This is a genomic window from Streptomyces sp. NPDC055966 (genome assembly GCF_042269865.1).
In the GTDB taxonomy this organism is placed as follows: domain Bacteria; phylum Actinomycetota; class Actinomycetes; order Streptomycetales; family Streptomycetaceae; genus Streptomyces.
This window is the reverse complement of the sequence record NZ_JBHJYK010000014.1, coordinates 41,686-65,755: the sequence shown is the minus strand read 5'-3', so window position 1 is coordinate 65,755 and position 24,070 is coordinate 41,686. Positions and strand designations below refer to the sequence as shown.

The following is a 24,070-nucleotide window of genomic DNA, read 5'->3' as shown; positions in this document are numbered from 1 at the left end:
GGCACCGGCGTCGGTGCCAACACCGGCACGTCCGCTACGGCTTCGATACGGCCCGCACCCACGTCCGGTCAGGTGTCAGGTACGCGTCCACCTCCAGTCCCGCCTCCGCCAGTGCCGACTCGAACGCCTCCTTCGTCAGGGGCCGGGCCAGGAAGGTCTGGGTCCAGGCCGCGTCCGGGAACGTGTACTCGGCCCGGACCGAGTTCACCCCGTCTCCGACGGGCTCCACCGAGGCGATCCGTATCGTGAAGCCGCTCGGGTCGACCCGCTCCCTCGGCACGTTCGTGTGGTAGTCCTCGCCCTCCCGTTGGATGAGCACCCAGCCGCCCTTCGCCACATGCCGGGCACAGGTGCGCAGCAGGCCGCGGCGGACCTCCTCGTCGCCGGCGTGCACGAGGCACGACGCCAGCATCACCACGTCGAACCGCTCACCGCCCAGGTCCAGTTCCTCGATCGGAGCGCACACCGTGCGTGCCCCGCGGACGCGGGCCAGCATGTCGGCGGACTCGTCCACCGCCGTGACCGTGAAGCCCCGTTCGAGCAGGGGGTGGGTCATCCGGCCCACTCCGCTGCCCAGTTCCAGGATGTGTGCGCCCGCCGGCACCGCCGCGGCGATGATGTCCGGCGCGTCGCCCGCCGGCAGCCGCTCGTACAGCTCGACCGCGCAGCCGTCCGGGGTGATGGCTCCGGGTCCCGTGCCCTCGTGTCCCTCACGCATTTCGACCGTCATGCCCGAACAACGGCCGGTCCCCGCACGCCCGTTCCCCTTCCGCGCCAGTTCACCCGTTCGAGTTACCCCGCGCCCGCCCCGTGCCGTTCAGCCGGGGAACGGGAACCATCCGTGCCCGATGTACCAGTGGCCGCCGGCCCGCAGATGGTCCCCCACCGCACGCTCCACGGACGTGCGCCGCGGCAGCTCCGCGACCGGCAGTCCGGGGTCCCCGAAGACGAACTGGACGGGCTCGGTGTCGGCCGGTACGGAGTCCTCGCGAGCGGTGCGGAACCGGTCCTGGAACCGGATGATGTTGGAGTCGGCCGGCAGATAGCGTCTCAACTCCCGGTCCAGCAGCCAGGAGTGGCACAGCGCCGCCACCGGCCGCTCCTCGGGGAAGTGCCGGGCGAAGAACTCACGGGCCCACGCGAGCGAGCGGTCGCAGGCGGCCGGGGTCAGCGGGCCGTGGAAGTCGGGGATGTGCAGGTTCAGACAGGGTGTGCCGGGCACCGCGGCCGCTCCGGCCGCCGCGATCACCGGCGCCGAGCGCTGCCCGAGCCGCGCCCGCTCGAACTGCAACCGGCCCAGCTGGAACAGCTCACCGCGGAAGTGCCGGACCAGCCAGCACCGCGCCTGCACGCCGGTCGTGCCGTGCCGTCTGCGGTGTGCCGCCATGTGCCGGCCCAGGTCGGCCAGGGTGCGCCGGGAGATCTCGGGCGGGATGCCGCGGTCCCGGTGCCGGGCGAGGGTGCGCGGGATCGCGGCGAGGAAGACGTATGCGGGGAAGGTGCGGCTCAGCTGCTGCGGCGCCGCGTCGAAGGGTTCCGCCAGGTCGGGCGGGTGGCCGGTCCCCTCCGGGCCGCGGAACAGCGCCTCGACGCACTCCTCGACGAGCCGCAGCAGGCCCGGATCGGCGGCGATCCTGCGCCGTCCGGCCACCAGGTCGTTGATGTCCTCGTGCGGCACGGAGAGGTCGAGGAGCAGTTCGGGCAGGTCGTCGGCGTCCGGCAGCACGGGATCCCCCTTCGGTGAACGACGTGCCACCGGCACGCGAGGGCCCGATGCGCACCGTTGGTGAACGTCGTTCCCGAAGAGTACGTTGCAGGGAGGAGTGGTGGTGTCCCATGCGTACGGGCAGTGAACCGTCGACCGCGCGCAGTGCGCTGCGGGCGCGGTTCTGGCTGAGCGTGTGGGGGCTGGTCTGGTCGATCTTCGGCACGGCCGCGTTCGTGCTGGCCGGACGCCCCGGCTGGGCGGCGGCCTGCGGGGTGCTGTGGCTGGTCGTCACCGTCGACATGACCATGATCCTCCGGCACATGCGGCAGGGCCCGCACTACCAGCCGGGCCGTGACGTACCGCCGTATCCGCCGCCGGACGACGTGCCGCCGTACCGGCCGGCGCGGAGCCGGCCGCCGTACCCGCACTGGCCGAGGCACCGGCATCCGTGACCGCCCGGCACCGGGTCGCCGGTCGCGGGGCCGGTCAGTCGTCGAAGCGGGCCGCCTTCAGATACTGCGGATTCGGGTCGAGCGCGGCCGCCAGCCGGAAATGGCGTTTGGCCTGGTCGGAGCGGCCCTGGCGTTCGTAGGTGCGGGCCAGCGCGAAGTGCGCGAACGCGTTGTCCGGCTCGCGCTCCAGCACGATGGTGAACTCCAGCTCGGCGGGCCGCAGTTGCGCCGCGGCGAAGAAGGCACGCGCGCGGAGCAGTCGGGCTGCGGTGTTCTCGGGGTGTGCGGCGATGACTCCGTCGAGAAGTTTCACCGCGCCCCGCGGGTCCCGTGAGTTGAGCAGCTGCTCGGCTGCACGGAAGTCGATGACATGCGTTTCCGGAGTACGTCCGGTGGAACCGCTGGTCTCGGGCACGGCAGAGTCCTTCCCTCACTCGGAGCGTTCAACGCCCGGTCAGGGGCCCGCTATTCCGCGGACGCCTCGCGAGCGCGTCGTACGAGCTCGTCCCACACGGCGGCGACACGCTTGTGCAGCGTGTCCAGGGGGACGTCGTTGTCGATCACGATGTCCGCTGCCTCCCGGCGCTGTGCGCGCGTGGCCTGCGCGGCCATGCGCGCGCGTGCGTCCTCCTCGGTCATTCCGCGCAGCCGTACCAGCCGGTCGAGCTGGGTCTCGGGGCTCGCGTCCACGACGATCACGAGGTCGTAGAGCGGCGCCAGACCGTTCTCGGTGAGGAGGGGTACGTCATGGATCACGACGGCGTCGGGGGCCGCGGCCTCCTCCAGTTCGCGGGAGCGGAGGCCGACCAGGGGATGCACGACCGAGTTCAGCACGGCGAGCTTCTCGGGGTCGGCGAAGACGATGGACCCGAGCCGGGGCCGGTCCAGGCTGCCGTCGGCCGCGAGGACGTCCGTGCCGAAGGCCTCGACCACGGACGCGAGACCGGGGGTGCCCGGCGCCACGACCTCGCGCGCGATGCGGTCCGCGTCGATCAGCACGGCGCCGTGCTCCACGAGCAGCCGGGACACCTCGCTCTTGCCGGCGCCGATGCCACCGGTCAGGCCCACTTTCAGCATGTGCCGAAGCTTAGGCCCTGCCACTGACAACGGAACCGGCGGAGGTCAGTTGTCGCCCTCCCGCTCGGCCAGGAAGCGCTCGAACTCCCGGCCGATCTCGTCGGCGGACGGAATCTCCGCCGGCTCCGCGAGCATGTTGCCCCGGGTCTCGGCGCCGGCCGCGGCGTCGTACTGGTGCTCCAGGCCCTGGACGAGCGCGGTCAGTTCCTCGTCGCCCTCCCGGATCTGACGGTCGATCTCCGTCTGCGTGCGGTGCGCCTCCGTGCGCAGCGCGTGCGCCACGCCCGGGAGGACCAGGCCGGTGGCGGCCGTGATGGCCTCCAGCACCGTGAGGGCCGCGTCCGGGTACGGGGAGCGGGCGATGTAGTGCGGGACGTGTGCGGCGACGCCCAGGACGTCGTGCCCGGCCTCGCTGAGGCGGTACTCCACCAGCGACTCGGCGCTGCCGGGCACCTGGGCCTCCTCGAAGGGGCTGCGGTGGCCGGGGACGAGGTCGGTGCGGTTCCCGTGCGGGGTGAGACCGACCGGGCGGGTGTGCGGGACGCCCATGGGGATGCCGTGGAAGTTCACGGACAGGCGCACGCCGAGCCGCTCCACGATCTGCCGTACGGCGGCGGCGAAGCGCTCCCACTCCACGTCGGGCTCGGGCCCGGACAGCAGCAGGAAGGGGGCGCCCGTGGTGTCCTGGACGAGGCGGACCTCCAGGGTCGGGTCCTCGTACTCGGTCCAGTGGTCCCGCTTGAAGGTCAGCAGGGGCCGGCGGGCCCGGTAGTCCACGAGCCGGTCGTGGTCGAAACGGGCGACGAGCTGGTGGGGCAGTGAGTCGAGCAGCCGGTCGACGATCTGGTCGCCGGTCTCACCCGCGTCGATGTATCCGTCGAAGTGGTAGAGCATGACAAGGCCGGCCGACTCCTGGGCGAGCGCCATGTCGACAACGGCGAGGCCCTTCGGCTCCCATGCGTACAAACCCTGCGGATCAAGCACTGTGACCGCTCCTCCTCGTGTTCCTCAGGGTCAACGCCCTCTGGACCGGGGGCATTCCCGCCCGGCACTTTCCTGATCAAGGAAGCAGGCGCCAGTCCCCCGGAGAACGCCTGAGGGGCCGCACCTCGGAAGGTACGGCCCCTCAGGACCAGCTATCGGCTAGGCCTCAGCGGTGAGCGTTCAGCTCTGGCCGCCGGCCAGCTTCTCGCGCAGCGCGGCCAGCGCCTCGTCCGAGGCCAGCGCACCGGAGGTGTCGGCGCCCTCGGAGGAGTACGAGCCACCGGTCGCGGCCGGAGCCGCAGCCTCGCCGCCCTCGGCCGCGGCAGCGGCGTCGGCCTCGCGGGACTTGATGACCTGCTGCTGGTGCTGCTCGAAGCGGGCCTGCGCCTCGGCGTACTGGCGCTCCCACTCCTCGCGCTGCTTCTCGTAGCCCTCGAGCCAGTCGTTGGTCTCGGGGTCGAAGCCCTCGGGGTAGATGTAGTTGCCCTGGTCGTCGTAGGACGCGGCCATGCCGTACAGGGTCGGGTCGAACTCGACCGAGGCCGGGTCGGCACCGAAGGACTCGTTGGCCTGCTTCAGCGAGAGGCTGATGCGACGACGCTCGAGGTCGATGTCGATGACCTTGACGAAGATCTCGTCGTTGACCTGGACGACCTGCTCCGGGATCTCCACGTGGCGCTCGGCCAGCTCGGAGATGTGGACCAGACCCTCGATGCCCTCGTCCACGCGGACGAACGCACCGAACGGAACCAGCTTGGTGACCTTACCCGGGACGACCTGGCCGATCTGGTGGGTCCGGGCGAACTGCTGCCACGGGTCTTCCTGGGTCGCCTTCAGCGACAGGGAGACGCGCTCGCGGTCCATGTCCACGTCGAGGACCTCGACGGTGACTTCCTGGCCGACCTCGACGACCTCGGACGGGTGGTCGATGTGCTTCCAGGACAGCTCGGAGACGTGGACCAGACCGTCGACGCCACCCAGGTCCACGAAGGCACCGAAGTTGACGATCGAGGAGACCACACCGGAGCGGACCTGACCCTTCTGGAGGGTCGTGAGGAACGTCTGGCGGACCTCGGACTGGGTCTGCTCCAGCCAGGCGCGGCGGGACAGGACCACGTTGTTGCGGTTCTTGTCCAGCTCGATGATCTTCGCCTCGAGCTCCTTGCCCACGTAGGGCTGGAGGTCGCGGACGCGGCGCATCTCGACCAGGGAGGCCGGGAGGAAGCCGCGGAGGCCGATGTCGAGGATGAGACCACCCTTGACGACCTCGATGACGGTACCGGTGACGATGCCGTCCTCTTCCTTGATCTTCTCGATGGTGCCCCAGGCACGCTCGTACTGGGCGCGCTTCTTCGAGAGGATCAGGCGGCCTTCCTTGTCCTCCTTCTGGAGGACGAGGGCCTCGATCTCGTCACCGACGGCGACGACCTCGTTGGGGTCGACGTCGTGCTTGATCGAGAGCTCGCGGCTCGGGATGACACCTTCGGTCTTGTAACCGATGTCGAGCAGGACCTCGTCCCGGTCGACCTTCACGATGACGCCGTCGACGATGTCGCCGTCGTTGAAGTACTTGATCGTCTCGTCGATCGCGGCGAGGAAGGCTTCCTCGTTACCGATGTCGTTGACCGCAACCTGCGGGGTGGTGGCGGTGGTCTCGGTGCTGCTCGTCATGTGGGAAAGGGCTCCGGTACGGACATTGAAGTCGTAGGTACTGCTACGCCGGGAGCCCGTATCGCTCTGATGAAGCCGGACAGCCAAGGAAGCGCCACACGAAACCGCTGGTGGCGCCTCGACAACCGAGGGGACATACAACAGATGCGAGCGCAGCCTGCTACGTCTGAGGTGCGCAGGCCCGCAGCGCAACTTGTAGCATACGGGGGCAGCCGGACAGGGTCAATGCGCGAAGACGCACACGGGGGGCGGATAGCCGCATACCCGGCAGAAGAAACGTCCCGGTTGGCCGCACGCAGGCCTCCGGGACCCTTCCGTGGCAGACCCCGGCGGGTTGGACGGAAGAGTACGACGAGGGAGCCGATCATCCAAGAGCCGGAAAGCTATGACCCGGGCAACACCCTGGATTCCACCTCGGAGGCCACACGGCGTGACGCCGGTGTCACGGAGAGCGCGCGGGCCAATCGGGGCTGGTGGGACCGCAACGCGGACGAGTACCAGGTCGAGCACGGCACGTTCCTCGGCGACGACCGCTTCGTGTGGGGTCCGGAGGGCCTGGACGAGGTGGAGGCCGAGCTGCTCGGCCCGCTGGAGGAGCTGAAGGGCAAGGAGGTCCTGGAGATCGGCGCGGGCGCGGGCCAGTGCGCGCGCTGGCTGGCCGCCCAGGGGGCCCGGCCGGTGGCGCTGGACCTCTCGCACCGCCAGCTCCAGCACGCCCTGCGGATCGGCGGATCGTTTCCGCTCGTCTGCGCGGACGCCTCCGCGCTGCCGTTCGCGGACGGCTCCTTCGACCTGGCGTGTTCCGCGTACGGGGCGCTGCCGTTCGTCGCGGACCCGCGGCTGGTGCTGCGCGAGGTGCGCCGGGTGCTGCGGCCGGGCGGACGGTTCGTCTTCTCGGTGACACACCCGATCCGCTGGGCGTTCCCGGACGAGCCGGGCCCCGAGGGCCTGTCGGTGTCCTCCTCGTACTTCGACCGGACGCCGTACGTGGAGCAGGACGAGCAGGGGCGGGCGGTCTACGTCGAGCACCACCGGACTCTCGGCGACCGCGTCCGGGACGTCGTGGCCTCCGGTTTCCGGCTGGTGGACCTCGTGGAACCGGAGTGGCCGGCCTGGAACACCTCGGAGTGGGGCGGCTGGTCCCCGCTGCGCGGGAGCCTGCTCCCGGGCACGGCGATCTTCGTGTGCGAGCGCGACTGACCCTCACCGGTGTTCTCCGTGTGCCTCCCTTCGCCTGCGAAGGGAGGCACACGCGCGCGTGGGGTGCGTTTCCCGTCGTACGACACTGGGGGGCGTGATCCGTTACGACGCCCTGGACGCGCTGCCCGTGCGCTCCGCCCTGCCCGACCTGACCGACGCCCTGGAGGCGGACGGCACCGCCGTCCTGGTGGCGCCGCCCGGCACCGGCAAGACGACGCTGGTGCCGCTGGTGCTGGCGGGGCTGGTCGGGGGCGGTCCGGCGCGGCGGGTCGTGGTGGCCGAGCCGCGGCGGATCGCGGCGCGGGCGGCGGCCCGGCGGATGGCGTGGCTGCTGGGCGAGAAGCCCGGTGAGAGCGTGGGCTTCACGGTGCGCGGTGAGCGGGCCGTGGGGCGGCACACGCGCGTGGAGGTCGTGACGACCGGTGTGCTGCTCCAGCGGCTGCAACGGGACCCGGAGCTGCCGGGCGTCGACGTCGTCGTGCTCGACGAGTGCCATGAACGGCATCTGGACGCCGACACGGCGGCCGCCTTCCTCTGGGACGTGCGGCAGACGCTGCGGCCGGAGCTGCGGCTCGTGGCCGCGTCGGCGACGACGGACGCGGCGGGCTGGGCCCGGCTGCTCGGCGGGGCACCGGTGGTCGAGGCGGCGGGCGTCGCGCATCCGGTGGAGGTGGTGTGGGCGCCCCCGGCGCGGCCGGTACGGCCGCCGCACGGGATGCGGGTCGATCCGGCGCTGCTGGCGCACGTGGCGTCGGTGGTGCGGCGGGCGCTGGCCGAGCGGGCGGGCGACGTGCTGTGTTTCCTGCCCGGTGTCGGCGAGATCGCGCGCGTGGCCGGGCAGCTCGGGGACCTGGGGGACGCCGAGGTGCTCCAGGTGCACGGGCGGGCGCCGGCCGCGGTGCAGGACGCGGTGCTGGCGGGCGGTCAGCGGCGCCGGGTCGTGCTGGCCACGTCCGTCGCCGAGTCGTCGCTGACCGTGCCCGGGGTGCGCGTGGTGGTCGACGCGGGGCTGGCGCGGGAGCCGCGGGTGGACCACGCGCGCGGGCTGAGCGGGCTGACGACCGTACGGGCGTCGCGGGCGGCCGGGCGGCAGCGGGCCGGGCGCGCGGGGCGTGAGGCGCCGGGGGCGGTGTACCGGTGCTGGACGGAGGCTGAGGACGGCCGTCTGCCGGCCTTTCCGGCGCCGGAGATCAAGCTGGCCGACCTGACCGCGTTCGCCCTTCAGGCGGCCTGCTGGGGCGATCCCGACGCCTCCGGGCTGGCGCTGCTGGATCCGCCGCCGGGTGGGGCGATGGCGGCCGGGCGCTCCGCGCTGGCGGCCGTGGGGGCGGTGGACTCCGCCGGGCAGGCCACGGGGCTCGGGGTGCGGTTGGCACGGCTGGGGGTGCACCCCCGGCTGGGGCGGGCGTTGCTGGACACCTCGGGTGCGGGTGCGGAGGTGGTCGCGCTGCTCTCCGAGGAGGTGCCGCGGGACTACGGGGACGATCTGGCGGGTGCGTTGCGACGTGCGCGGCGTGGGGGTGACGCCTACGCGGGGCGGTGGGCCGCGGAGGTTCGGCGGCTGCGGGCCGTCGCCGCCGATCCCGCCCGACCGCCGGCCCAGGACTCCGCGTCGGATGACTCCCGAGCGGACGGCTTCCGGTCGGAGAGTGCCGTTCACGTGGGGCCGGGCACCGAGGTCGACCGGCTCGCCGGACTCGTCGCCGCGCTCGCCTTTCCCGAGCGGGTGGCCAAGCTCGACGGCGGGTCGTACCTCATGGCCTCCGGGACCCGGGCCGAGCCGGCCGACGGGTCGGCGTTGCGCGGGGCGCCGTGGATCGTGGTGGCCGTCGCCGACCGGCCCGGCGGCACGGGGCACGCGCGTGTGCGGCTCGCGGCTGCCGTGCGGGAGGACGTGGCCCGGTCCGCCGCCGGGTCCCTGCTGAGCGAGCGGGACGAGGTGCGCTGGGCCGACGGGGACGTCGTGGCCCGGCGGGTCGAGCGGCTGGGGGCCATCGAGCTGGCCGTGCGGCCGCTGCGGGACGCCGAGCCTGCCCTCGTGCGCGGCGCTCTCCTCGACGGCCTCCGGCAGGACGGGCTCGGGCTGTTGCGCTGGTCGCGGGAGGCGGAGACGCTGCGCCGGCGGCTGGCCTTTCTGCGGACGCATCTCGGGGATCCGTGGCCGGACGTGTCCGACGACGCGCTCCACGCGCGCGTGGACGAGTGGCTGGAGCCGGAGCTGAGCCGGGCTCGCCGGCGGGCCGATCTCGCGCGGATCGACGCCGGACAGGCGCTCACGCGGCTGCTGCCGTGGGCGAGCGGGGAGGCGGGCCGGCTCGACGAGCTGGCGCCGGAGCGGATCGCCGTACCCAGCGGGTCCAGCATCCGGATCGACTACGACGATCCCGAACGGCCGGTGCTCGCCGTCAAGTTGCAGGAGATGTTCGGGCTGGACGAGACACCGGCCGTGGCGGGGGTGCCGCTCCTGGTGCATCTGCTCTCCCCCGCCGGGCGGCCCGCCGCCGTCACGGCCGACCTGGCCTCCTTCTGGAAGGACGGCTACAAGGGCGTCCGAGCGGAGTTGCGCGGACGGTATCCGAAGCATCCGTGGCCCGAGGACCCGACGGCCGCCGAGCCCACCCGGCACACCAACGCGCGGCTCAGGCGCTGACCGGCTCCGGCTCCGCCGACTGCGCCGGGGCGGGGTCCTGGGGGTGGCGGGAGCGGGCCTCCAGGAGGAGGGAGAGCGCCAGGAGCAGGATCCCCAGGACGAGCGAGCCCCAGGGGACGTAGGAGGTGAGCGCCAGGACGAGGGTGCGGTTGTGCTTGACCAGGGCGACCGTGTGCTCGATGTAGTCCTCGCGCATCTTCACGTCACCGGCGAACGCCGTGACGCTCGCCCGGCCGCCGAGCAGGGTGCCGCCGCGCAGCTCCTCCTTGTGGTCCTCCTCGCCGTAGACGGGCGCGCCGGTGACGGGCTCGACCCAGAACTTGCGGACCGTGCTGTACCAGCGGGTCGTGCCCGTCCTGGCCACCGAATCCGGCGTGATGCCCTGCACGGGCATCGTCTTCGGCATGGGGACCTTGGTCCAGGGGATGGTCTGCTCGAAGTAGTAGACCTTCAGGCCGCGGAAGGTCTGCGTGCCCTTGTAGTGGATGGGGCTGGTGGTGCGGGTCTGGGCGTCGAAGTACTCGTAGTCGCGCTTCTGGGTCAGGAAGGGCCACTTGAACTCGATGCCCTGGCGGGTGACCGGGTCGCCGTCGACCATCTCGCCGGTGGCGTGCACGGGGTCCTGGGTGTGTGCGTCGAAGATGTAGCGCTCGGGGACCTTGGAGACCATCTTGCCGTCGGGGCCCTGGACGTAGGACAGGCTGTCCCAGACGACGACCGGCCGCCCCGCCGTCTTCTCGATCCTCTTCGCGGCCGCCACGTTGCCCTTGAGGGTCTGCACGATGGTGACCTCGGGGACCTTCCTGGCCTGCATGGTGCCGTAGTCGAGGAGGGTGGCGTCCTTGGCCTCCAGGACCATGTCCTGGTACTGGTTCGCGGGGATCCTGGCCAGGCGCGGGAAGGCGTACCAGCGCATCAGCGGGGACAGCGCCGCGCAGAAGACGGCGCAGGCGAGCAGGATCAGACTGGCCTTGCGGCGCATCTCGGCCTCCCTGCCGGTCGGTTAGGGGTGCGCGGGCACCGTGGTCAGCAGCGGTTTCGGGGAGGTCGCGGCGTCCGGTGTGCCCATCGCGGTGATCGTGAGGACCAGGGCGACCGCGACGACGAGACCGGTCGCGGCGGCGATCAGGGCGCGCATACGGCCTCCCGACAGGCCTGAGCTGATACTCCGTCAGATCCGGCACCGTAGCAACGCCCGGGCGAGAAGAGAACACGTTGCACACATGGATGAGGGGCGCCCCACCGCCGTGGCGGAGGAACGCCCCTCGGGCGACGAGCGGTTACGCGGACGGGCTCGGCGACGGGCTGGGGCTCGCCGAGGTGTCGGCGGCGGCGACCTTCAGCTCGACCGTGAGGACCGCGCCGCCGGTGGTGGTGATCCGGAGCAGGAAGGTGCCGGTGGCGTCGTCGGCGTACAGCTTCGGCAGCGTGAGCAGGCCCTTGGCGTCGGTCTGGAGACCGGTGAGGGTGCGGACCGTCTTGCCCTTCGCGTCCTTGAAGTAGGGGCCCTTGTCGTTCTCGCTCGGGTCGAGGGGCGACTTGATCAGGGCGGCGGTGGCCGCGACCTTGTCCGCGACGGCGCCCTTGTACGTCGCCTTCACCTGGACCTGGTCGGCGAACTCGCCGCCCGGGGTGCAGGTCAGCGGGGTGTCGCTGGTGCGGGTCAGGGTGTCGGCGGCGCGCGCTGTCACGGTGGCCGTGTAGTCGACGCCCTGGGTCGAGCGGCCCACGATGGTCGCGGTGACCTTGAAGTCGCCGGTCTTCTCGCCCGCCTGGAGCGCGGGGGCGAGGGCGACGCCCTTGGTGTCCGTGACGACCGTGGCCACGCCCTCGCCGCCGGCGAACGTGGTGTCGGTGTCGCCGCTGATCGTGAACCGGATCCGCACCTTGGCGACGGCGTTGCCCAGCTTGGTCGCGGCGCGGGTGGAGATCCGCTCGGTGAAGGTGTCGCCGGCCATCGCGGTGAGCTGGGTGGTGCCCGCGTTCTCCAGGTGGTCCACCGTGTCCGTGGGGGTCGGTGCGGGCGTCGGCACGGGCGGCTTGGACGGGGTCGGGCCGGGGCTGCCGCTTCCGCCGGGCTTGCCCGGTGCGCTGGGCTTCGGGTGCGGCTTCGGGCCGGGCTTGGCCTTCGGCGGGCCGGAGGGCGTCGGCGACGGTGACGTGGTGCGCCCGGTGCCGTCGTCGCTGCGGTGGCTGGGCAGGCCGCCGGTGCCGTCGGGCACGGAGTGGCTGCCCTTCCGGTAGTACTCCAGCCAGCTCAGGACCGTGTTCAGGTAGTCCTGCGAGTTGTTGTAACTGAGGATCGCGCTGCTCAGGTCGGCCTCGCGCGAGAGGTCCCAGCCGTTGCGGCACAGGTAGTGCCCGGCGGCGAGGGCGGCGTCGTAGACGTTGTTGGGGTCCTTCTTGCCGTCGCCGTTGCCGTCGCGGCCGGCCCAGGCCCAGGTCGACGGGATGAACTGCATGGGGCCGACGGCCCGGTCGTACGCGGCGCTGCCGTCGTACGCCCCGTGGTCGGTGTCCTTGATGAGCGCGAAGCCGTTGCCGTCGAGCACCGGGCCCAGGATCGGGGTCAGCGTGGTGCCGTCGGCGCTGACCCGGCCGCCGTCGGCCTGGCCCGACTCGACCTTGCCGATGGCGGCGAGCAGTTGCCAGGGCAGGTTGCAGTCGGGCTTGGAGGAGCGCAGTTCGGCCTCGGCCTTCTTGTAGGCGTCGAGGACCGTCGCGGGTATGCCGGCCTCCCCGTCGCCCTGGGGGACCGGGGTGCCCGCGGTCGGCGTGGAGCTGGGGCTCGGGCTGGGGTTGGGGCTGTTCAGCGGCGGAAGGTCCGTGTAGTACGGCGAGTTGCCGGTGGCGCCGCCCCCGTCCGCGCCGGGTACGGGAGCGGAGGCCCCGGCCGCCGTCTGTCTGTCGTGGTCCCCGCCGGTCGCTCCCGGAGCCTGGGACGCGGACAGAGCCGCGACCGCCGCCGCGGCCACGGCGGTGGTCGCCGCCCCCTTGCGCAGCCGCCTGCCGAAATGCGCCGCCATAAAGTGACCCCTCCTGTGGACGCCCCTGCGTCCGTCTCCGTCCGTCCGTCTCGCTCTGGTGTGACGGTTGACCCGGCGCTCCGGTTGCGTCTGTTGCGCCGTGCCCGCTGTGCGGTGCGTGCGCCCCGCGCGCGCCGGTCCGGCGCCGCTCGCGACCCTACGGCAACTTGTCTGACACGGGCACCTGTTCACGTCCGGTTTTCACCGGTTGGCCGACTCTCGTTCCCGCCCGCGGGTGCTCAGGGAGGTCCCGCATACCGAACGGGCCTGATCACCGCCACCGGTGGCACGGCCAAGGACCGTCCGAGGGGGCCCTGTTGCCGTTCACACTCAGCCATGCGGCGGCCGTCCTGCCGGCGGTGCGCCGGGACGGGACCGGGCGCGGCCCGCTGGTGCCGGCGGTGCTCGTGGCGGGCTCCTTCGCGCCCGACATGACCTTCTACGCGGCGAATATCCCTCCCGGGGCATAGAGTTCGGTGCGGTCACGCACGCGTTCGCCGGGGTCGTCACGGTCGATGTGCTCATCGCCTGGGCGCTGGTGGGGCTGTGGCTGCCGGCCCGCGAACCGTTGCTCGCGCTGTTGCCCCGGGGCGCGCAGGGCCGGCCGGCCGCGCTGCTGCGCTGCGGTGTGCCACGCGCGCGTGCGGGCCGTCGCGGTGGGGTGGTGGTACGTCTCCGCGGCGCTGGGCGCGCTGACGCATGTGGTGTGGGACGCGTTCACCCCATGACGGCCGCCGGGGGACCCGGCTGATTCCGGCTGTCGAACGGGACCGGCTGCTGGGCGTGCCGCTGGTCGCGTGGGTCCAGTACGGCTCGTCCGTGGCAGGTGCGGCCGTACTCGCCGCGTTCGCCGTACGGGCGCTGCGCAGGCTGCCCGGCGGGGAGCCCGCGGGGGTGCCGCTGCTGTCCGTGCGGGACCGCTGGCGGGCCGGGGTGGTCGTCGGCGGCTGCGCGGTGCAGCGGGTGGCGCGGGAGTGGGCGGGCGGGGGTGCTCCGGCCCGGCCGGGTGACCTGGTGGCGGCCCTGTGTTTCGGGGTGGGCGCGGGGCTGGTCCCGGGGCTGCTGCTGTACGCCGCCGGGGTCAGGGCGTGGCGTCCGGTCCCGGCGCCGGACGGTCCCGGAGATCGCGGCGCGGCGGCCGCTGCGGGCCGGCGTCGGCCCGCCGGTCGGTGAGGGAGGCGACGAAGACCGTGAGGGTGGGCCGGGGGCGCGCTCTCGGGACGAGGCTGAGCGCGAGGGCGAGGTAGCCGCGGGCCAGGTCGGCCCACTGGCGCCAGTCCGGAACGCGGTCCGCACGGGCGGCCGGACCGGCACACCTGCGGCGCAGGTCCGCGGTGGCCGTACGGACGGTCCTCGCGAGGTCGACGGGGAGACGGGCGGTGCTGGCGCCGGCCGCGAGGGCTGGGACCGGCGAGACAGGCAGCCGGGCGTGCGTCGAGGAGATGCCTTGCCAGGCAGCCCGGATGTGTGCCTCGGGCGTCCGGCGGTGAAGCATGCGTATACCCATGCCCGCAGTGTTGCGGCTGCGGGGGGTGCGGGGCGTTTTGGCGGGGGCCACGTGAGTGACGGGCCCCTGCGGGGGAGGCCTGGCCGGTTCGCCGTGGTGGTGTCGGTCGGGTGCTGCGGGTGGGTGGGATCCGGGCGGGCGGGGTCCGGGCGGGCTTCGGCGGGTGCGGAGAAAGTCCCCGCACCCGAAGAGGGGCGTCATCCCGGGCCTTCGCCGGCAACGCCCCTCCGCCGAAGCGCCGCGGGCTAGTGCGCCGCGGACTCCCAGTCCGGGCCCGCGCCCACCGAGACGTCCAGGGGGGCCTTGAGGTGGACGGCGTTCGCCATCTCGCGGCGGACGAGCTCCTCCGCGGCCCGGTGCTCGCCGGGGGCGATCTCCAGGACGATTTCGTCGTGGACCTGGAGGAGCATCCGGGACTTCAGGTCCGCCGCCCGCAGCGCGCTGTCCACCTTGAGCATGGCGATCTTGACGATGTCCGCCGCCGTCCCCTGGATGGGGGCGTTGAGGGCCATGCGCTCGGCCGCCTCGCGGCGCTGGCGGTTGTCGCTGTTGAGGTCGGGGAGGTACCGGCGGCGGCCGAAGAGGGTCGCCGTGTAGCCCGTCGCCCGGGCCTCGTCGACCGCGCGGCGGAGGTAGTCGCGAACCCCGCCGAAGCGCTCGAAGTAGGTGTCCATCAGGGCGCGTGCCTCGCCCGCGTCGATGTTCAGCTGCTGGGAGAGGCCGAACGCGGACAGGCCGTAGGCGAGGCCGTACGACATCGCCTTGATCTTGCGGCGCATCTCCGCGTCCACCGCGTCCCGCTCGACCGCGAACACCTGGGAGGCGACCGTGGTGTGCAGGTCCTCGCCGGAGGTGAACGCCTCGATCAGGCCCTCGTCCTCGGAGAGGTGGGCCATCACGCGCAGCTCGATCTGGCTGTAATCGGCGGTCATCAGGGACTCGAAGCCGTCGCCGACCACGAAGCCGCGGCGGATCGCCCGGCCCTCGTCGGTGCGCACCGGGATGTTCTGGAGGTTCGGGTCCGTGGAGGACAGCCGGCCGGTCGCGGCCACCGTCTGGTTGAAGGTCGTGTGGATACGGCCGTCGGCCGCGACGGTCTTGATCAGGCCCTCGACCGTGACGCGCAGCTTGGCCTGCTCGCGGTGGCGGAGCATGATGACCGGCAGCTCGTTGTCGGTCTGGGTGGCGAGCCAGGCCAGGGCGTCGGCGTCCGTGGTGTAGCCGGTCTTGGTCTTCTTGGTCTTCGGCAGGGCCAGCTCGTCGAAGAGGATCTCCTGGAGCTGCTTGGGCGAGCCCAGGTTGAACTCCCGGCCGGCGGCGGCGTGGGCCTCCTTCACGGCCTGCTGCACCGCGCCCGCGAAGGTCTGCTCCATGGCCTCCAGGTGCGCCCGGTCGGCCGCGATGCCGTGCCGCTCCATGCGGGCGAGCAGGGCGGAGGTGGGCAGCTCCATGTCGCGCAGCAGGTCCGCCGCGCCGACTTCCGCCAGGCGGGTCCCGAAGGCCCCGCCCAGGTCGAGGACCGCGCGGGCCTGGACCATCAGGGCCTCGGCCTCGGCGCCGTCGTCCGCGCCGAAGGCGAGCTGGCCGTCGGCCGCGGCGGCCGGGGCCAGCTCGCGGTGCAGGTACTCCAGGGACAGCGCGTCCAGGTCGAAGGAGCGGCGGCCCGGCTTGACCAGGTACGCGGCGAGCGCCGTGTCCATGGCGACGCCGTCGACGCTCCAGCCGTGCTCGGCGAAGACGCGCATGGCGCCCTTGGCGTTGTGGAACACCTTGGGACGGGCGGAGTCGGCCAGCCAGGCCGCGAACGCGTTCTCGTCGGCCTCGTCCAGCTCGGCCGGGTCGAACCAGACGGCCGCTCCCCCGGCCGCGGCGAGGGCCACCTCGGCGACCGAGCCGGTGCCCAGCGCCCAGGTGTCGACCGTGGCCACGCCCAGGGTGTCGGCGCCGTGCCCGGTGAGCCAGGGGGCCAGCTCGCCGGTGCCCAGGACCGCGCCGTCGATCTCCACGCCCTCGGTGGTGACCGGGGTGGTCTCGGCCTCCTCCGCGCCGGGGTCGACGGCGTAGAGCCGCTCGCGCAGCGACGGGTTGCGGATCTCCAGGGTGTCCAGGATCATCGCGACGGTCTTGCGGTCGTACGGCGCCCGCTCCAGCTCGGCGACCGTCTTCGGCAGCTCGACCGCGCGCTCCAGCTCGGTCAGGACGCGGTTGAGCTTGACCGACTCCAGGTGGTCGCGGAGGTTCTGCCCGGCCTTGCCCTTGACCTCCTCGACGCGCTCGACCAGCTCGGCGAAGGAGCCGAACTGGTTGATCCACTTCGCGGCGGTCTTCTCGCCCACGCCGGGGATGCCGGGGAGGTTGTCGGAGGGGTCGCCGCGCAGGGCCGCGAAGTCGGGGTACTGGGCGGGCGTCAAGCCGTACTTCTCGAAAACCTTCTCCGGGGTGAACCGGGTCAGCTCCGAGACGCCCTTCGTCGGGTAGAGCACCGTGATGTTCTCGGTGACCAGCTGGAAGGAGTCGCGGTCGCCGGTGACGATGAGCACCTCGAAGCCCGCGGCCTCGGCCTGCGTGGCGAGGGTGGCGATGATGTCGTCCGCCTCGAAGCCCTCGACGGCGAAGCGGGGCGCGTGCATCGCGTCGAGCAGCTCGCCGATCAGTTCGACCTGGCCCTTGAACTCGTCCGGGGTCTTGGACCGGTTCGCCTTGTACTCGGTGAAGCGCTCGGAGCGCCAGGTCTTGCGCGAGACGTCGAAGGCGACCGCGAAGTGCGTGGGCGCCTCGTCACGCAGGGTGTTGGCCAGCATCGACGCGAAGCCGTAGATCGCGTTCGTCGGCTGGCCGGTCGCGGTCGTGAAGTTCTCCGCGGGCAGCGCGAAGAACGCGCGATAGGCCAGCGAGTGCCCGTCCATGAGCATCAGCCGGGGACGGGCGGCGCCGGGGGTCTGGTCGGTCTTCTTCGCTGCTGTCTCTGCCACGTCCCCGATCCTGCCACGCCGCACTGACACTCCGTTCCGAGGCGGCCGAGGGTCGCGGCGCGGTCACTCGCTGTGCGGGCGGTGTCGCGGGAGAGGGGAGGAGCAGGGGGCACGGAGAGGCGGAGACCGGGGCGGCACCGTTGTCGGTGGGCCGTGGGAGGATCGGCGACGCACACGCACACGCAGTCGGAGGGGAGCGGGCGATGGCGACGAAGCCGCCCAAGGGTGATCCGGTCCAGGACGCGCCGCAGGTCGAGGAGCCGAAGCACGCGGCCGCGGGGCTGCCGGCCATCGGCCACACCCTGCGCATCGCCCAGCGGCAGATGGGCGTGCGCCGCACGGCGCTGACGCTCCTGCGGGTGAACCAGAAGGACGGCTTCGACTGCCCGGGCTGCGCCTGGCCGGAGCCGGACCACCGGCACGCGGCGGAGTTCTGCGAGAACGGCGCGAAGGCGGTCGCCGAGGAGGCCACCCTGCGCCGGGTCACGCCGGAGTTCTTCGCCGCGCACCCCGTGACGGACCTGACCGGCCGCAGCGGCTACTGGCTGGGCCAGCAGGGGCGGCTCACGCACCCCATGTACCTGCCCGAGGGCGGCACGCACTACGAGCCGGTCACCTGGGAGCGCGCCTTCGACATCGTCGCCGAGGACATCGCGGCCCTCGCCTCCCCCGACGAGGCCGTCTTCTACACCTCGGGCCGTACCAGCAACGAGGCCGCGTTCCTGTACCAGCTCTTCGCGCGCGAGCTGGGCACCAACAACCTGCCGGACTGCTCCAACATGTGTCACGAGTCGTCCGGTTCGGCGCTCTCGGAGACCATCGGCATCGGCAAGGGCAGCGTCCTGCTGGAGGACCTCCACCAGGCCGACCTGATCATCGTCGCGGGCCAGAACCCGGGCACGAACCATCCCCGGATGCTCTCCGCGCTGGAGAAGGCCAAGGCGAACGGCGCGAAGATCATCAGCGTCAACCCGCTGCCCGAGGCCGGCCTGGCGCGGTTCAAGAACCCGCAGACCCCGCAGGGCCTGCTGAAGGGCGCCGCCCTCACCGACCTGTTCCTGCAGATCCGCATCGGCGGCGACCAGGCGCTCTTCCGGCTCCTGAACAAGCTGATCCTGGAGACGGAGGGCGCGGTCGACGAGGAGTTCGTCCGCGAACACACCCACGGCTTCGCGGAGTTCGCCGAGGCCGCCCGGGCCGCCGACTGGGACGAGACTCTGGCGGCGACGGGCCTCACGCGCGCGGAGATCGAGCGGGCCCTGTCCATGGCCCTCGCCTCGAAGCGCACCATCGTCTGCTGGGCCATGGGCCTCACCCAGCACAAGCACGCGGTCCCGACCATCCGCGAGGTGGTCAACTTCCTGCTGCTGCGCGGCAACATCGGCCGCCCGGGCGCGGGCGTGTGCCCGGTGCGCGGCCACTCCAACGTGCAGGGCGACCGCACGATGGGCATCTTCGAGCGGCCCGCCCCGGCGTTCCTGGACGCGCTGGAGAAGGAGTTCGGGTTCGCGCCGCCGCGCGCGCACGGCTTCGACGTCGTACGGGCCATCCGCGCGTTGCGCGACGGGGAGGCGAAGGTGTTCTTCGCCATGGGCGGCAACTTCGTCTCCGCCTCCCCGGACACCGAGGTGACCGAGGCCGCGATGCGGCGCGCGCGGCTGACGGTGCACGTGTCGACCAAGCTCAACCGCTCGCACGTGGTCACCGGCGCGCGGGCGCTGATCCTGCCCACGCTGGGCCGCACCGAGCGGGATCTCCAGGCCGCCGGCGAGCAGTTCGTGACCGTCGAGGACTCGATGGGCATGGTGCACGCCTCGCGCGGGCGGCTCGCGCCCGCGAGCCCGCTGCTGCGCTCCGAGCCCGCGATCATCTGCGGCCTCGCCCGCCGGGTGCTCGGCGGGCACAGCGTGGTGCCGTGGGAGGACTTCGCGAAGGACTACGCGACGATCCGTGACCGCATCGCGCGCGTGGTCCCCGGTTTCCAGGACTTCAACACGCGCGTGGCCCGGCCGGGCGGTTTCACGCTGCCGCACGCCCCGCGCGACGAGCGCCGCTTCCCGACCGCCACGGGCAGGGCGAACTTCACGGCGGCGCCGGTGGAGTACCCCGAACTGCCCGAGGGCCGGCTGCTGTTGCAGACCCTGCGCTCGCACGACCAGTACAACACCACGATCTACGGCCTCGACGACCGCTACCGGGGTATCAGGGGCGGCCGCCGGGTGGTGCTGGTGCACCCCGAGGACGCGCGGGCGCTCGGCTTCGCCGAGGGGGCGTACGTCGACCTGGTCAGCGAGTGGAAGGACGGCGTGGAGCGGCGGGCACCCGGCTTCCGCGTCGTGCACTACCCGACGACGCGGGGCTGCGCGGCGGCCTACTACCCCGAGACGAACGTCCTGGTCCCGCTCGACGCCACCGCCGACACCAGCAACACTCCGGCCAGCAAGTCCGTCGTCGTACGTCTCGAAGATCACACCGGTGCGCCGGCGGGTCGTCTGGAACAATCGGCGACCGACTGAGCGTTTGCTCAGCGAGCAGACAGCTGTGAGCGGACAGCTGGCCGACGAACGGAGCCGGGATCATGGGTGAGCAGCAGCGAGTGAAGTTCCCGCAGGAGGTCATCGACGAGTACGCGGCGCTCGGTGTCGACCTGCCCGCCCTGTTCTCGGCAGGACACCTGGGCACACGGATGGGCGTGCAGATCCTGGAGGCCTCGGCGGACAGGGTCGTGGGGACCATGCCGGTGGAGGGCAACACCCAGCCGTACGGACTGCTGCACGGCGGCGCCTCCGCGGTGCTGGCGGAGACCCTGGGCTCGGTCGGCTCCATGCTGCACGGCGGCAGCTCGAAGATCGCGGTCGGCGTCGACCTGAACTGCACGCATCACCGCGGGGTGCGCTCGGGCCTGGTGACCGGTGTGGCCACGCCCGTGCACCGGGGCCGGTCGACGGCGACGTACGAGATCGTGATCAGCGACGAGGAAGGCCGCCGGGTGTGCAGTGCCCGGCTGACCTGCCTGCTGCGGGACGCGCGGCCGGGCGACGCGGCACAGGTGCCGCCCACCGCGGGCTGAGCGTCTCTCGCCGGGGCGTTGCCCCGCGCCGTCCCGCCCCTTAGCTTCAGGGCATGGGACGGCGAGGGGACCCCCGGCCGGGGGTGAGGTTCCCGCTGCTCGGGCCGGTGCTGCCCGCGCTGCTGGTGCTGCTCGCCACGGCCTGCCACGGAACCGGCGGCACCGGACGCCACACATCCGCGCAGCACACCTCCTCACAGCACGCCCCCTCGCAACACGCCTCCGCGCACCCCACGGGCTCCGATTCACCCTCCCCCGGCCCCACTTCCCCCGCCGGCCTGTGCACCCGCCTGGTCTCCCACTGGTCGCGCGCGGCGCTGGACGGCACCACCTACGGCGACTACCAGTCGATGGGGCTGTCCAACGGGCAGTACGAGATCCTGCGTGAAGTCGTGGACGCGGCACGGGTGGTGAAACGGCGTCAAGGAGCCGCTGCGGCAGACACGTTGATCGACCGTCGGGCGCGGCAGGCCTGCGCCGACCGCTACCGGTACGGCGCACCGAGCGAAAGCCCCTGGCAGTGAACGCCATCGGCCCCCTGGAACCCGGCGAGGGCACGCGCGCGTGGGACGCCGTGGAACCGGCCGGCCCGGCTCCCGGTCCCGCGAGCCGGATCCGCAGGGCCGCGGCGGCCCGGTACGACCGCCACCGCCGCGCCGCCCTCGCCCTCGCCGCGGCCGCCGTACTCCTGGGCGGTGGCGGCTACCTCTACGCCACCCGGCCCCGGCAGGCTGCGTCTCCCCCGCCGCCTCCTACGCCGTATCCCGCTCAGATGGTGGACATGTTCTACGCGGGCGGCCGGCCCACTCCGCCCGGCGCACCGCCCCGCAGTTTCAGCTTCGCAGTGCTACTGAGAGTGGAGTCCGGGCCCTCGGTCACCGTGGCCCGGGTGACCCAGCCCTACGCGGGCCTGTCGCTGGTGACGACCCCGCGAACCCCCTTTGCCGCCAAGGAAAGTTCCGAGCGCAAGATCACGATAACGATGCACGTGACGGAATGCGGAAAAGTGCCCAAGGACGCCGGACTCCCTTTCCTGGACGTAACCCTGCGTAATGTGCGCGCAATACAGATCCAGAGCTTCATCCTCGGTTCGCAGTATGCGCACCACCTCTCCCAGGCGTTGAAAGCCGCCTGCGACAGCAAGATCACGTCATCACCAAAACCCCCGAGACGCCTGAATTGATCATGGTAATTCCTGCGGGTTCTCATCATCCGGACGGGGCGAACCGGACGGAATTCCGACCTTCCGCCCAGCGCGTACCGCTCTGCATTACGTCGTGTCATAACAAGAGAGTCACAGCCTCGGACAGGTACTCCTCCACGTTCCCTGCACACGCCTAGAGTCACCGCCAGTCACCGCGCCCGTCGGATTACCGCTTCGACTCGCCTTCTGGGCTTGTCATGTCGTTCAGGCGCGCGGCTCGGCCGTCTCCATGGGGAGGCGGTCGTCCTGGGGAAAGGACTGATCGTGCGTCAACGTTCGCTCATCGCCATCACCGCCGCGCTGGCAGCGGGAGCACTCACCCTCACCGCCTGCGGCTCGCGCGACAGCGGCGGCGACAAGGGTTCCGACTCCGGAAAGGGCGGCACCACCGTCACCATCGGCGTCGACGCCCCGCTGACCGGCGACCTGTCCGCGCTCGGCCTGGGTATCAAGAACTCCGTGGACCTCGCGGTCAAGACGGCCAACAAGCAGAACCTCGTCAAGGGCGTCACCTTCGCGATCTCGGCCAAGGACGACCAGGCACAGCCCTCCTCCGGCCAGCAGAACGCCACCGCGTTCGTCGGTGACAACTCCGTCCTCGGCGTCGTCGGCCCGCTCAACTCCTCGGTCGCGCAGTCGATGCAGAAGGTCTTCGACGACAACAAGCTGGTGGAGGTCTCGCCCGCCAACACCAGCCCGGACCTGACCCAGGGCACCAACTGGCAGCAGACCAAGGCGCGTCCGTACAAGTCGTACTTCCGCACGGCGACCACGGACGCCGTCCAGGGCCCGTTCGCCGCCCAGTACATCTTCAACAAGGCCAAGAAGAGCAAGGTCTTCGTCATCGACGACAAGAAGACCTACGGCGCCGGTCTCGCCAAGACCTTCACCGAGGAGTTCACGAAGCTCGGCGGCAAGGTGGTCGGCACCGAGCACATCAACCCCGACACCAAGGACTTCTCCGCGGTCGCCACCAAGGTCAAGAGCTCCGGCGCCGAGGTGGTCTACTACGGCGGCGAGTACCCGCAGGCCGGTCCGCTCAGCAAGCAGATCAAGTCCGCCGGCGCCAACATCCCGCTGATCGGCGGCGACGGCATCTACGACCCGACCTTCATCAAGCTGGCCGGCTCCGCCGCCACCGGCGACTTCGCCACCTCGGTCGGCGCGCCGGTCGAGACGCTGGCCTCCGCCAAGCAGTTCGTCGCCGACTACAAGGCGGGGGGCTACAAGGAGGACTACGCGGCCTACGGCGGCTACTCCTACGACTCGGCCTGGTCGATCATCGAGGCCGTGAAGAAGGTCGTCGACGACAACGGCGGCAAGCTTCCGTCCGACGCCCGCGCGAAGGTGACCGCCGCGGTGCAGAACGTGTCCTTCGACGGCGTGACCGGAAAGGTCTCCTTCGACCAGTACGGTGACGCGACCAACAAGCAGCTCACCGTCTACTCCGTGACGGGCGGCGCCTGGAAGGCAGTGGAGTCCGGCACCTACAACGGCGGCTGACCCCGCCCACCCGCACCGACCGAGCCGCGCGGGGCGCTGTTCCACTGGCGCCCCGCGCGGTCTCGCATCCGGCTCCATCCGTCGAACGTCCGAACATCTCGGAGGACATGCGGTGAACGAACTGCCGCAGCAGCTGGTCAACGGCCTGCTACTTGGATCCATGTACGGGCTGGTCGCCATCGGCTACACCATGGTCTACGGCATCGTCCAGCTCATCAACTTCGCCCACGGCGAGATCTTCATGACCGGCGCGTTCGGCGCGCTCACGGTCTACGTCTACATCCTTCCCGACGGCACCTCGATGTGGGTGGCCCTGCCGCTGATGCTGATCGGCGCCGTCCTGGTCTCCGTCACCGTCGCCGTCGGGGCGGAACGGTTCGCCTACCGCCCGCTGCGCACCGCGCCGCGCCTCGCACCCCTCATCACCGCCATCGGTCTGTCCCTGGCGCTCCAGCAGGCGGTGTGGGCCTGGTACCCGCAGGCGAAGTCCGCCCGCACGTTCCCCACCATTCCGGGCGGCCCCTTCGACATAGGCAACGTCACGATCCAGACCGGTGACATCTTCCTGGTGGTCGCGGCCCCGCTCAGCATGGCGTTCCTCGCCTACTTCGTGATGCGCACCCGTACCGGCCGCGGCATGCAGGCCACCGCCCAGGATCCGGACACCGCACGGCTGATGGGCGTCAACACCGACCGCATCATCGTGATCGCGTTCGCCCTCGGCGCCGCCTTCGCGGCCGTCGGAGGCGTGGCCTACGGCCTCAAGTACGGCCAGATCGACTTCAAGATGGGCTTCCTCCTCGGACTCAAGGCCTTCACCGCGGCCGTCCTCGGCGGCATCGGCAACATCTACGGCGCCATGCTCGGCGGCCTCGTCCTCGGTGTGGCCGAGGCCCTGTCCACCGCCTACATCGCGGACATCCCCGGAATGGCCAAGTTCGGCAGCCAGTCCTGGGCAGACGTCTGGGCGTTCGTACTCCTCATCCTCGTGCTGCTGTTCAGGCCACAGGGCCTGCTCGGCGAGCGCGTCGCGGACAGGGCGTGAC

At 71.9% G+C, this 24,070-nt stretch carries 19 protein-coding genes and 2 pseudogenes; 10 read left to right on the top strand and 11 right to left on the bottom strand.

What is annotated here, in order from left to right; genetic code table 11:
* Nucleotides 1-34 precede the first annotated feature (34 nt).
* Both ACFC8N_RS27745 and ACFC8N_RS27740 read right to left on the bottom strand, forming a co-directional pair.
* Nucleotides 35-718: a class I SAM-dependent methyltransferase gene (locus ACFC8N_RS27745; RefSeq protein WP_376290747.1), complete on the bottom strand. Its 684-nt coding sequence runs from the start codon at nt 716-718 to the stop codon at nt 35-37.
* Between the two features lie 99 nt (nt 719-817).
* Nucleotides 818-1,726 carry an acyltransferase domain-containing protein gene (locus ACFC8N_RS27740; protein ID WP_376290744.1) on the bottom strand — a complete coding sequence of 303 codons (909 nt, stop codon included), beginning with the start codon at nt 1,724-1,726 and terminating at the stop codon, nt 818-820.
* Nucleotides 1,727-1,836: 110 nt separating this feature from the next.
* Here ACFC8N_RS27740 and ACFC8N_RS27735 point away from each other — a divergent pair.
* Nucleotides 1,837-2,097: pseudogene (locus ACFC8N_RS27735) on the top strand (DUF6343 family protein); the annotation flags it as partial.
* Between the two features lie 97 nt (nt 2,098-2,194).
* On the opposite strand, the gene ACFC8N_RS27730 reads toward ACFC8N_RS27735, so the two are convergent.
* The 4 genes from ACFC8N_RS27730 to rpsA form a co-directional block, all read right to left on the bottom strand.
* Nucleotides 2,195-2,575, bottom strand: coding sequence for a tetratricopeptide repeat protein (locus ACFC8N_RS27730; protein ID WP_356021210.1), 381 nt, complete (start codon nt 2,573-2,575; stop codon nt 2,195-2,197).
* Nucleotides 2,576-2,625: 50 nt separating this feature from the next.
* On the bottom strand, nt 2,626-3,237 hold the full coding sequence (gene coaE / locus ACFC8N_RS27725; RefSeq protein WP_356021208.1) for a dephospho-CoA kinase: 612 nt from the start codon (nt 3,235-3,237) through the stop codon (nt 2,626-2,628).
* A gap of 45 nt (nt 3,238-3,282) precedes the next feature.
* On the bottom strand, nt 3,283-4,221 hold the full coding sequence (locus tag ACFC8N_RS27720; protein WP_356021206.1) for a PAC2 family protein: 939 nt from the start codon (nt 4,219-4,221) through the stop codon (nt 3,283-3,285).
* Nucleotides 4,222-4,401: 180 nt separating this feature from the next.
* The gene (gene rpsA / locus ACFC8N_RS27715) at nt 4,402-5,892 is read right to left on the bottom strand and encodes a 30S ribosomal protein S1 (protein WP_071375501.1); all 1,491 of its coding nucleotides are present in this window, start codon (nt 5,890-5,892) and stop codon (nt 4,402-4,404) included.
* A 225-nt stretch (nt 5,893-6,117) separates the two neighbouring features.
* Between rpsA and ACFC8N_RS27710 the strand changes: the two genes are divergently transcribed.
* Together ACFC8N_RS27710 and hrpB are read left to right on the top strand one after the other, a co-directional pair.
* Complete coding sequence (locus ACFC8N_RS27710) at nt 6,118-7,092, top strand: class I SAM-dependent methyltransferase (RefSeq protein WP_376290741.1); 975 nt, start codon at nt 6,118-6,120, stop codon at nt 7,090-7,092.
* A 94-nt stretch (nt 7,093-7,186) separates the two neighbouring features.
* Nucleotides 7,187-9,742: an ATP-dependent helicase HrpB gene (gene hrpB, locus ACFC8N_RS27705; RefSeq protein ID WP_376290738.1), complete on the top strand. Its 2,556-nt coding sequence runs from the start codon at nt 7,187-7,189 to the stop codon at nt 9,740-9,742.
* On the opposite strand, the gene ACFC8N_RS27700 is transcribed toward hrpB, so the two are convergent.
* The 3 genes from ACFC8N_RS27700 to ACFC8N_RS27690 all read right to left on the bottom strand — a co-directional run bounded on the left by ACFC8N_RS27700 (nt 9,732) and on the right by ACFC8N_RS27690 (nt 12,768).
* Nucleotides 9,732-10,724 carry a DUF3068 domain-containing protein gene (locus ACFC8N_RS27700; RefSeq protein ID WP_356021199.1) on the bottom strand — a complete coding sequence of 331 codons (993 nt, stop codon included), beginning with the start codon at nt 10,722-10,724 and terminating at the stop codon, nt 9,732-9,734. The two genes, hrpB and ACFC8N_RS27700, sit on opposite strands and share 11 nt — an antisense overlap.
* Nucleotides 10,725-10,745: 21 nt before the next feature.
* Nucleotides 10,746-10,880, bottom strand: a complete 135-nt coding sequence (locus ACFC8N_RS27695; protein WP_356021197.1) for an SPW_0924 family protein — start codon at nt 10,878-10,880, stop codon at nt 10,746-10,748.
* Between the two features lie 142 nt (nt 10,881-11,022).
* On the bottom strand, nt 11,023-12,768 hold the full coding sequence (locus tag ACFC8N_RS27690; RefSeq protein ID WP_376290735.1) for a lytic transglycosylase domain-containing protein: 1,746 nt from the start codon (nt 12,766-12,768) through the stop codon (nt 11,023-11,025).
* A 317-nt stretch (nt 12,769-13,085) separates the two neighbouring features.
* On the opposite strand from ACFC8N_RS27690, the pseudogene ACFC8N_RS27685 reads away from it, so the two are divergent.
* Nucleotides 13,086-13,941: pseudogene (locus ACFC8N_RS27685) on the top strand (DUF4184 family protein).
* Here the strand turns inward: ACFC8N_RS27685 and ACFC8N_RS27680 are convergent.
* Both ACFC8N_RS27680 and polA read right to left on the bottom strand, forming a co-directional pair.
* Nucleotides 13,850-14,275: a hypothetical protein gene (locus ACFC8N_RS27680; protein WP_376290733.1), complete on the bottom strand. Its 426-nt coding sequence runs from the start codon at nt 14,273-14,275 to the stop codon at nt 13,850-13,852. The pseudogene ACFC8N_RS27685 and the gene ACFC8N_RS27680 overlap by 92 nt on opposite strands.
* A gap of 245 nt (nt 14,276-14,520) precedes the next feature.
* The gene (gene polA / locus ACFC8N_RS27675; protein WP_376290731.1) at nt 14,521-17,247 is read right to left on the bottom strand and encodes a DNA polymerase I; all 2,727 of its coding nucleotides are present in this window, start codon (nt 17,245-17,247) and stop codon (nt 14,521-14,523) included.
* A 203-nt stretch (nt 17,248-17,450) separates the two neighbouring features.
* On the opposite strand from polA, the gene ACFC8N_RS27670 reads away from it, so the two are divergent.
* The 6 genes from ACFC8N_RS27670 to ACFC8N_RS27645 all read left to right on the top strand — a co-directional run bounded on the left by ACFC8N_RS27670 (nt 17,451) and on the right by ACFC8N_RS27645 (nt 24,069).
* On the top strand, nt 17,451-19,763 hold the full coding sequence (locus ACFC8N_RS27670) for an FdhF/YdeP family oxidoreductase (RefSeq protein WP_376290729.1): 2,313 nt from the start codon (nt 17,451-17,453) through the stop codon (nt 19,761-19,763).
* Between the two features lie 62 nt (nt 19,764-19,825).
* Nucleotides 19,826-20,317 carry a hotdog fold thioesterase gene (locus ACFC8N_RS27665; RefSeq protein WP_356021186.1) on the top strand — a complete coding sequence of 164 codons (492 nt, stop codon included), beginning with the start codon at nt 19,826-19,828 and terminating at the stop codon, nt 20,315-20,317.
* A gap of 53 nt (nt 20,318-20,370) precedes the next feature.
* A complete protein-coding gene (locus tag ACFC8N_RS27660) occupies nt 20,371-20,841 on the top strand; it encodes a hypothetical protein (protein WP_356021185.1) in 471 nt (156 codons plus the stop codon).
* A gap of 365 nt (nt 20,842-21,206) precedes the next feature.
* Nucleotides 21,207-21,500, top strand: a complete 294-nt coding sequence (locus tag ACFC8N_RS27655; protein WP_376290726.1) for a hypothetical protein — start codon at nt 21,207-21,209, stop codon at nt 21,498-21,500.
* Nucleotides 21,501-21,785: 285 nt separating this feature from the next.
* The gene (locus ACFC8N_RS27650; RefSeq protein WP_356021181.1) at nt 21,786-23,024 is read left to right on the top strand and encodes a branched-chain amino acid ABC transporter substrate-binding protein; all 1,239 of its coding nucleotides are present in this window, start codon (nt 21,786-21,788) and stop codon (nt 23,022-23,024) included.
* A 112-nt stretch (nt 23,025-23,136) separates the two neighbouring features.
* Entirely contained in the window at nt 23,137-24,069 is a 933-nt protein-coding gene (locus tag ACFC8N_RS27645) for a branched-chain amino acid ABC transporter permease (RefSeq protein ID WP_356021179.1), read from the top strand.
* The last annotated feature ends 1 nt before the right edge of the window (nt 24,070 follow it).

Coding starts and splice junctions, on each gene's coding strand:
- ACFC8N_RS27745 (WP_376290747.1), bottom strand. CDS start 718: ATGCGTGAGGGACACGAGGGCACGGGACCCGGAGCCATCACCCCGGAC.
- coaE (WP_356021208.1), bottom strand. CDS start 3,237: ATGCTGAAAGTGGGCCTGACCGGTGGCATCGGCGCCGGCAAGAGCGAG.
- rpsA (WP_071375501.1), bottom strand. CDS start 5,892: ATGACGAGCAGCACCGAGACCACCGCCACCACCCCGCAGGTTGCGGTC.
- ACFC8N_RS27710 (WP_376290741.1), top strand. CDS start 6,118: ATGCGCGAAGACGCACACGGGGGGCGGATAGCCGCATACCCGGCAGAA.
- ACFC8N_RS27700 (WP_356021199.1), bottom strand. CDS start 10,724: ATGCGCCGCAAGGCCAGTCTGATCCTGCTCGCCTGCGCCGTCTTCTGC.
- ACFC8N_RS27695 (WP_356021197.1), bottom strand. CDS start 10,880: ATGCGCGCCCTGATCGCCGCCGCGACCGGTCTCGTCGTCGCGGTCGCC.
- ACFC8N_RS27690 (WP_376290735.1), bottom strand. CDS start 12,768: ATGGCGGCGCATTTCGGCAGGCGGCTGCGCAAGGGGGCGGCGACCACC.
- ACFC8N_RS27680 (WP_376290733.1), bottom strand. CDS start 14,275: ATGGGTATACGCATGCTTCACCGCCGGACGCCCGAGGCACACATCCGG.
- ACFC8N_RS27670 (WP_376290729.1), top strand. CDS start 17,451: ATGGCGACGAAGCCGCCCAAGGGTGATCCGGTCCAGGACGCGCCGCAG.
- ACFC8N_RS27665 (WP_356021186.1), top strand. CDS start 19,826: ATGGGTGAGCAGCAGCGAGTGAAGTTCCCGCAGGAGGTCATCGACGAG.
- ACFC8N_RS27660 (WP_356021185.1), top strand. CDS start 20,371: ATGGGACGGCGAGGGGACCCCCGGCCGGGGGTGAGGTTCCCGCTGCTC.